The 10,473-nt window shown below is 72.4% G+C and carries 10 protein-coding genes; 1 reads left to right on the top strand and 9 read right to left on the bottom strand.

What is annotated here, in order from left to right; genetic code table 11:
• Window positions 1–523: 523 nt before the first annotated feature.
• From tyrS to TR42_RS07625, 7 genes are all read right to left on the bottom strand, one after another.
• Complete coding sequence (gene tyrS / locus TR42_RS07655) at window positions 524–1,789, bottom strand: tyrosine--tRNA ligase (RefSeq protein WP_042214540.1); 1,266 nt, start codon at window positions 1,787–1,789, stop codon at window positions 524–526.
• Window positions 1,786–3,015: an MFS transporter gene (locus tag TR42_RS07650; RefSeq protein ID WP_042214538.1), complete on the bottom strand. Its 1,230-nt coding sequence runs from the start codon at window positions 3,013–3,015 to the stop codon at window positions 1,786–1,788. Before TR42_RS07650 ends, tyrS begins: the two co-directional genes overlap by 4 nt.
• Before the next feature lie 49 nt (window positions 3,016–3,064).
• Window positions 3,065–3,685, bottom strand: coding sequence for a uridine kinase family protein (locus TR42_RS07645; protein WP_042214536.1), 621 nt, complete (start codon window positions 3,683–3,685; stop codon window positions 3,065–3,067).
• Window positions 3,686–3,694: 9 nt separating this feature from the next.
• Window positions 3,695–4,825 carry an o-succinylbenzoate synthase gene (gene menC / locus TR42_RS07640; RefSeq protein WP_042214534.1) on the bottom strand — a complete coding sequence of 377 codons (1,131 nt, stop codon included), beginning with the start codon at window positions 4,823–4,825 and terminating at the stop codon, window positions 3,695–3,697.
• Window positions 4,822–5,676, bottom strand: a complete 855-nt coding sequence (locus tag TR42_RS14805; RefSeq protein ID WP_042214533.1) for a GNAT family N-acetyltransferase — start codon at window positions 5,674–5,676, stop codon at window positions 4,822–4,824. Before TR42_RS14805 ends, menC begins: the two co-directional genes overlap by 4 nt.
• Entirely contained in the window at window positions 5,673–6,830 is a 1,158-nt protein-coding gene (locus TR42_RS07630; protein WP_236623392.1) for a M20/M25/M40 family metallo-hydrolase, read from the bottom strand. The genes TR42_RS14805 and TR42_RS07630 overlap by 4 nt, the downstream gene beginning before the upstream one ends.
• 97 nt (window positions 6,831–6,927) lie before the next feature.
• Complete coding sequence (locus TR42_RS07625; protein ID WP_042214531.1) at window positions 6,928–7,218, bottom strand: putative quinol monooxygenase; 291 nt, start codon at window positions 7,216–7,218, stop codon at window positions 6,928–6,930.
• 69 nt (window positions 7,219–7,287) lie between these two features.
• Here TR42_RS07625 and TR42_RS07620 point away from each other — a divergent pair, with 69 nt between their 5' ends.
• Window positions 7,288–7,761: a YbaK/EbsC family protein gene (locus TR42_RS07620; protein ID WP_042214530.1), complete on the top strand. Its 474-nt coding sequence runs from the start codon at window positions 7,288–7,290 to the stop codon at window positions 7,759–7,761.
• Here the strand turns inward: TR42_RS07620 and argH are convergent.
• Entirely contained in the window at window positions 7,758–9,188 is a 1,431-nt protein-coding gene (argH, locus tag TR42_RS07615; RefSeq protein WP_042214528.1) for an argininosuccinate lyase, read from the bottom strand. The two genes, TR42_RS07620 and argH, sit on opposite strands and share 4 nt — an antisense overlap.
• An 83-nt stretch (window positions 9,189–9,271) precedes the next feature.
• Window positions 9,272–10,471 (bottom strand): argininosuccinate synthase, encoded by a 1,200-nt coding sequence (locus TR42_RS07610; protein ID WP_042214526.1) that lies wholly within the window; start codon window positions 10,469–10,471, stop codon window positions 9,272–9,274.
• Window positions 10,472–10,473 lie beyond the last annotated feature (2 nt).

Genomic DNA, 10,473 nt, shown 5'->3' with positions numbered 1-10,473 from the left:
ATTCCCAGGATCTCGCTCGGGGCAACCTGATCAATCTTACCCGCATCATTTCTCGGAGTCAAATCGGCTTGTTTACCGATTTGTTTATCCGATCATCGATCCGGATCCCTGAAACTAGGAATTCCGCGGCCTTTCCGGCTCGACGGAACCCCTCAACTTCAGGAGCGTCAGATTGGCTGCTCGGTGAGTCTCCCGCTTTGCGGCGGCCTCTCCAGGCAACCCGTCTAACTTACTCTCGCCGCTCCCGCTCTGTCAAATCGGCGTTTCCGTCCGATCCGATGTCCTGGGAGCTCCGAGAGCGCCTCTCCATGGCCCGCCATGACGCACGCGTCAGGCTGTCAGCCGGTGTCGAGGATGTTGCTCGGGCTTCACCCGCGGGGCCTTCTTCAGTCCTCCGCCGGGCGTTCCCGTCGTTGGCAACGGGGTGAAACAGTACGCATCGCCCGAGTCGCGGTCAAATCGCCTGCATCTCGGGCGTGTCGCAGCCATCGCTCCTGGCAGATGACCGCAACGCGCCTCCGGACTAGGAGGAGAGCCGCACCAGTCCCACGGACTTCTTGCCGCGCCGCACCACGACCCAGCCGCCGGCAAGGGTGTGGTCCGCGCCGAGGACGAGCTCCGCATCGTCCACCCGCACGTTGTTGACGTAGGCGCCGCCGTCGCCGATCGCGCGGCGGGCGGCGGAGTTCGACTCCACGATCCCCGCGGTCACGAGCGCCTCGACGATGGTCGCGCCCGAGGGGAGGTCCACTCCCCCGAGCTCCTGCGCGCAACCGCCGAGCGTCGCCTCGTCGAGCGAGCCGAGCTCGCCGCGGCCGAACAGCGCCTGAGAGGCGTCGACCGCCCCCTGCGCGGCGGCCTCGCCGTGGACGAGGCTCGTGACCTCCCACGCGAGGGTGCGCTGCGCCTCGCGGCGGAAGGGCTCCTCGGCGACCTTGACCTCGAGCGCCTCGATCTCCTCGCGCGTGAGGAAGGTGAAGACCTTGAGATAGCTGATGACGTCCGCATCGGCCTGGTTGAGCCAGAACTGGTAGAAGGCGTACGGGCTCGTCATGGCCGCGTCGAGCCACACCGTGCCCGACTCGGTCTTGCCGAACTTGGTGCCGTCCGCCTTGGTGATGAGCGGCGTCGAGAGCGCGTGGACGCTCACACCCTCCGCCTTGCGCGTGAGCTCGGTGCCCGAGGTGAGGTTGCCCCACTGGTCGGAGCCGCCGGTCTGGAGCGTGCAGCCGTAGCGGCGGTACAGCTCGAGGAAGTCCATGCCCTGCATCACCTGGTAGCTGAACTCGGTGTACGAGATGCCCTCGTCCGAGTTGAGCCGGCGGGCGACGGTGTCCTTGGCGATCATCGTGCCGAGGCGGAAGTACTTGCCCACGTCGCGCAGCAGCTCGATCGCGGACATGTCCTTGGTCCACTCGTAGTTGTTGACCATGCGCGCGGCGTTGTCACCCTCGAAGGACATGAACGGCTCGATCTGGCCGCGGATGCGCTCGACCCACTGGTGGACCACCTCGACGGGGTTGAGCGTGCGCTCCCCCGCCATCTTCGGGTCGCCGATGAGGCCGGTCGCGCCGCCGACGAGCATGAGCGGCTTGTGCCCCGCGAGCTGGAAGCGGCGCACGGTGAGGATCTGCACCAGGTTGCCGATGTGGAGGCTGGGCGCGGTCGGATCGAATCCGCAGTAGAGCGTGATCGGTCCTGCGTCGAGCGCCTCGCGCAGCGCGTCGTCACCGGTGGTCTGGGAGATCAGCCCGCGCCAGGCGAGCTCGTCGAGGAGGTGCTCAGTCATGATGCGGCCATTGTGCCAGCACGCACGTGCACCACGAGCGCCAACGGCACGGCGAGCAGCGCGAGCGCCGCGCCGCCGAGGGCGAGGGTCGCGTAGCCCGCCTCGGCAACGACCATGCCCGCGAGGCCCGCGCCCGACGCCCCTGCGAGCGTGGTGAGCGCATCGGCCCTTCCCTGGAGCCGGGGGCGCAGGGCGGCCGGGGTGCGGGTCGCGAGCACCGCGGATCCGGCGACCATCGCGAGGCTCCAGCCCAGCCCGAGCAGCACGAGCGCCACCGAGATCGGCCCGATCGAGGCTCCACCGGCGGCCGCGACCGTGCCCGAGGCGATGAGGACCAGCCCCGAGAGGCCGCCCACGGGGGCCGGGCCCCAGCGGTCGACCAGCCAGCCCGACAACGGGGACGGCACGTACATCGCGGCGACGTGGGCTGCGATCACGGCTCCGACGGCGCCGATCCCGTGATCGTGTGCGGTGAGGTGCACCGGCGTCATGGTCATGATCGCGACCATCACGCCCTGCCCCACCACCATGAGGCCGATCCCGGCGGCCACGGGGACGCGCCAGTCGCGGACATCGGTGGGCCGGTCGCCGGCGCCCGGCCCTGTCGCCTCCTCGCCGAGCCTGCGCGCAGTGAGGAGCGGATCCGGCCGCAGCGCGGTCACGAGGACCACCGAGCCCAGCAGGTAGGCGACGGCGGCGACGACGAACGAGCCCAGCAGCGGGTCGAGCCCGCGCGCCGCGACCTGCTCGCCGCTCCACCGTGCGGAGACCGGGCCGAGCACCGCACCGAGCGTGGTCGCCATGAGCACCACCGACATCGCGGTCGCGCGGCGATGCGGGGGCGCGAGGTCCGCGCCGGCGAACCGCGCCTGAAGGTTCGCGGCGCTGCCCGCGCCGTAGACGAGGAAGGCCGCGAGCAGGCCCGCGGGCGTGCCGAGATGCGCGCACACCACGACCCCCACCGCCCCGACGGCGCCTGCGAGATAGCCGCTCCCCAGGCCCGCGCGTCGACCCCGGCGCTCGGAGATCCGCGCGATGACCAGCGCCGAGCCCGCGGCGCCGACGGTCATCACCACCGCGGGCACGCCCGCCGCGGCCGGCGAGTCCCACACCTGGGTCGCGAGGAGCGCACCGACGGTGATGCCGGCGGCGAGACCGAAGCCCGACAGGATCTGGGCGGCGGACACGACGATGAGCGTGCGGCGCTGGATCGCGGCGGCGGTCATGGGGACACCCTCGCACGGACCATGCGGACCCCGGGGCAGCGGGCGCCGCTCACTCGGGCACCGGCAGGGTGCCGTCGATCACCGCGTCCGCGGCGTCGCGGACGCCCTGGGCCTGGAGATACGCGTCCTCCTGCGGATGCCAACGGAGCCATTCCGACCGCATGGCCTCGCCGTCGCGCGCGACGCCGCGCTCGAGGCGCGTCTCCCACGGCGCGTCGGCGTAGAGCACGAGCGACGCGAGCTCGCGGGCGGCGCGCGACGCGACCCCGACGCCCTCGACGACGAGGTAGAGCCTGGCGGGCACGCGGATCACATGGGTGCGCGCGGAGCGATGCCAGTCCCACATCCGGAACGCGCCCGCCTCGCCGCGCGCGAGCGGGCCGAGCACCTGGTCGACGAGGACGCGGTCCAGCGTGGTGAGCCCGCCCCAGCCCTCGTACATGTCGTCGCCGTGCAGGATCTGGACCGGCGCATCGTCCGCGAGCGGACGCGCCGGGTCGAAGGTGCCCGCCCCGGCGGAGGCCGCCCCGCCGAGCGCGACCGCGAGCCGGTTGGCGAGCGTGGTCTTGCCCGAGCCCGCGGGGCCGTCGATCAGGACCAGCCGCGTGGCGCCCAGCCGCGACGGCGCCTCCCGGACGGCGGAGGCCAGCGAGGAGACGGACGGGTTCACGCGGCCAGGCTAGCCGCGTGCCTCGACCTGGAAGGACGATGCCGTGGCCGCGGCCAGGCGGTCCGGATCCGGCACGCGCGCGAGACCGGGCTCGCGGGGGATCGCGATGTGCCCGTCCTCGATGACGAAGGGCTCGGTGATGTCCTCGGCGTAGAAGCGGTCGGAGGCCGAGATGTCCCCCGGCAGCGTGAAGCCGGGCAGCCCGGCGAGCGCCGCGTTCGCGGCCCGGCCGATGCCGGTCTCGAGCATGCCGCCGCACCACACCGCAATTCCATGCGCACACGCGAGGTCGTGGATGCGCCGGGCCTCGAGGTAGCCGCCGACGCGCGACGGCTTGATGTTGATCACCTGCGCGGCACCCAGCGCGATCGCGTCGGCGGCGGCGGTCGCGGACACCACGGACTCGTCGAGGCACATCGGGGTGCGCATGCGGGTCGCGAGCTCGGCGTGCTGGCGGAGGTCGTCCTCGGCGAGCGGCTGCTCGATGAGGAGGAGGTCGAACGCGTCGAGCTTCGCGAGGTGGTTCGCGTCGACGAGCGTGTAGGCGGCGTTGGCGTCGACCTGCAGCGGCACGTCGGGATGGGCCTCGCGCACGGCGCGCACGGGGTCGAGGTCCCAGCCCGGCTTGATCTTGAGCTTGATCCGCACGTAGCCCTCGTCGAGGTAGCCCTGCACGGTGTCGAGCAGCTGAGGGATCGAGTCCTGGATCCCGACCGAGACGCCCGACGGCACGCGGTCGCGGGTGACGCCGAGGTGGTCGGCGAACGACACTCTCGCCGCCCTGAGCTGCGCGTCGAGCACCGCCATCTCGACGGCGGCCTTCGCCATCCGGTGGCCGACGATCCGCTCGAGGTGGTGCGCGACCGTCTCGGCGGTGAGGGGCGCGCGCTCCTGCGCCGCGAAGAGCATCGGCAGCAGGTACGAGGTGGTGACGTCGATGACGCCGGCGAGGTACTCCTCGGAGTAGACGGGCTCGGTGAGCGCGCCGCACTCGCCCCAGCCGACCACCTCGACGCCGTCGACGTCGGCATGCAGCTCGAGCACGAGGACGCGGCGATGCGTCTGCGTCGAGAACGACGTCGTGAAGGGCGCGACCAGCGGCAGGTCGAGCGTGTGCAGGGCGACGTGACGGATCCTCATCGTCTCTCCAATCGATAGCGGCCCTCGCGGGCGACCGAGGTGACGTGCCACCCGCCGGCGAGCAGCGGCCGGATGGCATCGCGGAAGGCGGGGCGCCAGGCGGCGGCGACGGCGGGGTCGCGGCGACGCAGGTCCTCGATGTCGGCGGGCACGCACAGGACGACGGCCTCGGCATCCGCTGGCACCGGACGCGTCTCGGGGCGTTCGCCGGGGCCGATGCCCAGCGCCTCGTGCGCGACTGCGGACGATGCGGTCGGGACAGACGATGCGGCCGGCACCTCCCCTGTGTCGCCACGGGGAAGCGGCGCGTCGAGATGCCACGTCGCGACCATGCGGTCGCTCCCCTGACCGGCGTTGACGCCGTCGGTCATGCGCCCGTAGAAGTCGACGAGGTAGTCCGTGAGCTCGGCGCCGAGGCGTCGCGTGTTGAACATCGCGTTGCGCACCACGAGCGGATCGAAGGTCCATGTGAGCCGGGTGAGCCCCTCGTCGAGGCACCAGGCCCGCTGATGGAGCTTCATCGCGGTGCCGACGCCGCCGCCGGCCTCCTCGGGGAGCACCCCCGCGACGTGCGAGTGCATCGCCTCGCCGTGCGGCCGTGCCAGGAGCCCGACGCAGACCCCGACCAACCTCCCGTCGCGGAACGCACCCGCGACGTAGCCGCCGCAATGCGCCAGCGCGACCATGAGCGGCGCCTCGACCACCGGCACGGCCCACAGCCGCTCGAGCAGCGCCGCCGCCGCGGGCGCCTCGGCCGGTGCGAGGATCCGGACCTCGACCCCCGCGCGTGCGGCAGCCGCCTGCGCGTCCGCCCAGGCATCGGCCACGACGTCCGGCTCGACCCGCGTCATCGTGCGGGGCTCGCGATCAGGTCCTCGACGAGCAGCGCGACCAGCGCCGTGCGCGGGGGGATGTGCGCGACCAGCACGTGCTCGTCCTTGGCATGCGCGCCCCCGCCGACGGCGCCGAGCCCGTCGAGCGTCGGGGTGCCGACGCCGGCGGTGAAGTTGCCGTCGGAGGCGCCTCCCACCGCGATCTCGCTCAGCTCGAGGCCCACCGAGGGTGCGAGCCGGACGGCGCGCTCGTACAGCGCCGCCGCGTCGGCGCGCTGCAGCGGGCGTCGGTTGATACCGCCGTGGACCGTCACCTCCGCTCCGTCGAGGACAGGCGCGAGCGCCTTGAGGTGCGCCTCGACCCGGTCCTGCTCCGCGGCGGTGCGGGCACGCACGTCGACGTTCACGCGCGCCGCCGCCGGGACGGTGTTGCCGGTGGTACCGATGACGCCGCGCGTGGGGGTCACGGTGGTGCCGGCGGCCGTGTCGGCGACGTGCGCCAGGGCGAGCACCTGATGCGCGAGCTCGATGCCGGCGTTGACGCCGCGCTCCGGCTCGAGGCCCGAGTGGGCGGCACGGCCGCGCGCCTCGAGCTCGTACCAGGAGACGCCCTTGCGCGCGGTCTTGAGCGCGCCCCCGGGACCCGCGGCCTCCAGCACGAGCACCGCATCGTGCCGCCGCGCCTCGTCCTCGATGAGGCCGCGCGACGTGAGCGAGCCCACCTCCTCGTCGCCGGAGACGAGCAAGGTCACCCCGTCGACGGAGGCGGCGCCGTCGCGCGCGGCGAGCATCGCGACCGCGTGCGCCGCCTGCACCACGCCGACGATCATGTCGAAGCAGCCGGGCCCCCGCATGACGCCGTCGACCACGGAGAACGGGATCCGCTCGAGCGTGCCGACCGGCCACACGGTGTCGTGGTGGCCCAGGAGCATCACGCGGCGCGGGCCGTCGCCGAGGGACCACCGCAGATGCACGACGCCGTCGATCTCGATCCGCTCCGGCTCGGACGGCAGCCCAGCCTCGCCGAACCTCGCTCCGATCACCCGTGCGGTCTCCTCCGCGCTGCGCGCGACCGCGGCGAGGTCCTCCGAGGGCGACTCGCAGCGGATCAGCGCCGCGGCGTCCACGATCATGGCGTCCAGGCGGGCGTCGGCATCGGCGAGGAGGGTCACCGTGCCATCGTGGCAGATCGCCTGTGACGCCGAGGTTTCCTCCGCGCGGCGGGTCCGACCTGCTATCCCCGCCGATCTCCGCTCCGGCGAGCACGGGTCACGGGTCGGCTCCCGCCACCGGGCGGGTCACGGCGCGCGTCCGCATCCCGCGCAGGTGCGGCCGCGCCTTTGCGATCGCCTCCTGGACCTCCGGGAGCGCGAGCGAGGCCCGATGCGCCTCCTCCGACTCCCACAACTCCGTCACCCAGACCACGCCGGCGTTCTCGACGTCTTCGGCCACGACGTACGACAGGTTGCCGGGCATCCCCCGCGACCCCTCGACGAGCGCGGCGACCACCTCCGCGCGCGCACCCTCCGACACCTCGAACGCGCTGATCAGACCATGCATGCGTGCCCCTTCCGCCCGTCTTCGACGCTACCCCTGGGGTACGACAGCGACCGGCGCTACGGTGGGGCTATGCATCCTTCGAGCGCGAAGATCATGGACATCCTCGGCGCGGCGGGCCTGCATTCGCAGGTGCGGACGCTCACCGACTCGACGCGCACGGCGGCCGAGGCCGCGATGGCGCTCGGCTGCGAGGTCGGGGCGATCGCCTCGAGCCTCGTCTTCCTCGCGGACGCGCGTCCGATCCTCGTCCTCACCAGCGGCTCGCACCGCGTCGACACGGACCTGCTCGCGCGTCAGATCGGCGCGCGTGCGATCACCCGCGCCTCCGCCGCCGACGTGCGCGACGCGACGGGCCAGCCCATCGGCGGCGTGGCCCCCGTGGGCCACCCCGAGCCCGTGCCGACGTACATCGACGTCGAGCTCAAGAAGCACGGCGAGCTGTGGGCCGCGGCCGGAACGCCGCACTCAGTCTTCGAGATCGCCTACGACGACCTGCTCGCGCTCACCGGAGCGGTCGAGGTCGCCGTCGAGGAGAACGACTAGGCCCGCGACCCCGTCCACGGGCGGAAGTGGCGCACCCGCGCTCGCGCGGCCTTGCCCTGCTCCACCACCTGGGACGGCGCGGTCCCGCCGACGCCGTCGCGCGCGGCGAGCGAGCCCGGCACCGTGAGCACCTCGAGCACGCCGGGCGTGAGGTCCGGGTGGATCGCGGTCATCTCCTCGGGCGTGAGCTCGTGGAGATCCTTGCCCCGCTTCTCGCACAGGCGCACGCACGCGCCGGCGACCTCGTGGGCCTCGCGGAACGGCGTGCCGTTCTTCACCATCCACTCGGCGATGTCGGTCGCGAGCGAGAAGCCCGCGGGAGCCAGCTCCGCCATCCGCTCGACGCGGAACACCAGGGTGTCGACCATGCCGGCGAAGGCCGGGAGGATCGTCTCGAGCGTGTCGACGGCGTCGAAGACCGGCTCGTGGACCTCCTGGATGTCGCGGTTGTACGCCAGCGGGAGCCCCTTGAGGGTCGAGAGCAGCCCGGTGAGGTCGCCGATGAGGCGGCCCGACTTGCCGCGCGTGAGCTCGGCGATGTCGGGGTTCTTCTTCTGCGGCATGATGCTCGAGCCGGTCGAGTAGGCGTCGTCGAGGGTGACGAAGCCGAACTCGACGGTCGCCCACGCGATGATCTCCTCGGACAGGCGCGACAGGTCGACGCCGATCATCGCCGCGACCCACGCGAACTCCGCGACCACGTCGCGCGACGCGGTGCCGTCGATCGAGTTCTCGCATGCGCCGAGGAAGCCGAGCTCCTCCGCCACCGCGACCGGGTCGAGGCCCAGCGTGCTGCCGGCGAGGGCGCCGCCGCCGTACGGCGAGAACGCGGCGCGGGCGTCCCAGTCGGTGAGGCGCTCGACGTCGCGCAGCAGCGGCCACGCGTGCGCGAGCAGCGCGTGCCCGAGCGTCACAGGCTGCGCGTGCTGGAAGTGCGTGCGCCCGGGCATGGGCGCGTCGAGGTGACGGTCGGCCTGCTCGAGGAGCGCATCGACCACGTCGAGCACCTGGTTCGCGATGACACGCGCATGACGGCGCAGGTACATGCGCGGAAGCGTGGCGATCTGGTCGTTGCGCGAGCGGCCGGCCCGCAGCTTGCCGCCCAGCTCCGGGCCCACGCGCTCGATGAGGATCCGCTCGAGCGCGCCGTGCACGTCCTCGTCGGACTCGGCCGGCAGGAGCGTGCCCGCGGCGACGTCCGCGCGCATCGTCTCCAGCGCGGCGCACATGTCGCGCGACTCGTCCGCCGTGAGGAGGCCCGCGCGCTCGAGGGCGTGGGCGTGCGCGATCGACCCGCGCAGGTCGTCGTCCGCGTAGCGCCAGTCGAAGTGCGTCGACTTCGACAGCGCCGCCAGCGCCGCCGCCGGTCCGCCCTCGAAGCGTCCGCCCCAGAGCGCGCCCTCGTTGGTGCCCTGCTCCCCTGCCATGTCCTGCTCCCTTGACGCTCGAAAGATGCGGCGGCCGCGCCCGGGTGAGGGCGCGGCCGCCGGATGACTACGACCCTAGGCGATCAGCCCAGGCGCGACTCGCGCGCCGCTGCCTGCTTCGCCGCGAGACCGTAGATCTCGATGAAGCCGCGAGCCGCGGACTGGTCGAACGTGTCGCCCTCGTCGTAGGTGGCCAGGTTGAAGTCGTACAGGCCCGTGTCCGAGCGACGGCCGGTCACCACGGCCTTGCCGCCGTGCATCACCATGCGGATCTCGCCGTTGACGTGCTCCTGGGTCTCCTCGATGAACGCGTCGAGGGCGCTCTTGAGCGGCGCGTTCCACATGCCGTCGTAGACCAGCTCGGTCCACTCGTGGCTCACGCGGCGCTTGTAGCGCGCGAGCTCGCGCTCGATGGTGACGTTCTCCATCTCCTTGTGCGCCTCGATCAGCGCGATGGCGCCCGGGGCCTCGTAGATCTCGCGGCTCTTGATGCCCACGAGGCGGTCCTCCACGATGTCGATGCGGCCGATGCCCTGCGCGCCAGCGCGACGGTTCATCTCCTCGATCGCCTGGAGCGGCGTGACGGCCTGGCCGTCGATCTTCACCGGGACACCCTTGGCGAACTCGATGACGACCTCGTCGGGCACCGGCGGGAAGGCCGGGTCGTCGGTGTAGTCGTAGATGTCCTTGGTGGGCGCGTTCCAGATGTCCTCGAGGAAGCCGGTCTCGACGGCGCGGCCCCACACGTTCTGGTCGATCGAGAAGGGGTTCTTCTTGGTGGTCGCGATGGGCAGCGCGTTGCGCTCGGCGTAGTCGATCGCCTTGTCGCGCGTGAGCGCGAGGTCGCGGACCGGGGCGATGCACTTGAGGTCGGGCGCCATGGAGACGATGCCGACCTCGAAGCGCACCTGGTCGTTGCCCTTGCCGGTGCAGCCGTGGGCCATGGTCGAGGCGCCGAACTGGCGGGCGGCCTTGACGATGTGCTTGACGATGACGGGCCGCGACAGGGCCGAGACCAGCGGGTACTTGTCGTGGTACAGCGCGTTCGCCTTGAGGGCGGGCATGCAGTACTCCTCGGCGAACTCGTCGCGGGCGTCCGCGACGTACGCCTCGACCGCGCCGCAGTCGAGCGCGCGCTGACGGATCACCTCGAGGTCCTCGCCGCCCTGGCCGACGTCGACGGCCACCGCGATGACCTCGGCGCCGGTCGCCTCCGCGATCCAGCCGATGGCGACGGAGGTGTCCAGGCCACCGGAGTAGGCCAGCACGATGCGCTCTGACATGT

The organism is Demequina mangrovi (genome assembly GCF_000759715.1).
Lineage (GTDB): Bacteria > Actinomycetota > Actinomycetes > Actinomycetales > Demequinaceae > Demequina > Demequina mangrovi.
The sequence above is the reverse complement of the archived record's forward strand: the minus strand, read 5'-3'. Positions and strand labels throughout refer to the sequence as shown.

Coding starts and splice junctions, on each gene's coding strand:
- TR42_RS07620 (WP_042214530.1), top strand. CDS start 7,288: ATGCATCCTTCGAGCGCGAAGATCATGGACATCCTCGGCGCGGCGGGC.
- argH (WP_042214528.1), bottom strand. CDS start 9,188: ATGGCAGGGGAGCAGGGCACCAACGAGGGCGCGCTCTGGGGCGGACGC.
- TR42_RS07650 (WP_042214538.1), bottom strand. CDS start 3,015: ATGACCGCCGCCGCGATCCAGCGCCGCACGCTCATCGTCGTGTCCGCC.
- tyrS (WP_042214540.1), bottom strand. CDS start 1,789: ATGACTGAGCACCTCCTCGACGAGCTCGCCTGGCGCGGGCTGATCTCC.
- TR42_RS07610 (WP_042214526.1), bottom strand. CDS start 10,471: ATGTCAGAGCGCATCGTGCTGGCCTACTCCGGTGGCCTGGACACCTCC.
- menC (WP_042214534.1), bottom strand. CDS start 4,825: ATGAGGATCCGTCACGTCGCCCTGCACACGCTCGACCTGCCGCTGGTC.
- TR42_RS07625 (WP_042214531.1), bottom strand. CDS start 7,218: ATGCATGGTCTGATCAGCGCGTTCGAGGTGTCGGAGGGTGCGCGCGCG.
- TR42_RS14805 (WP_042214533.1), bottom strand. CDS start 5,676: ATGACGCGGGTCGAGCCGGACGTCGTGGCCGATGCCTGGGCGGACGCG.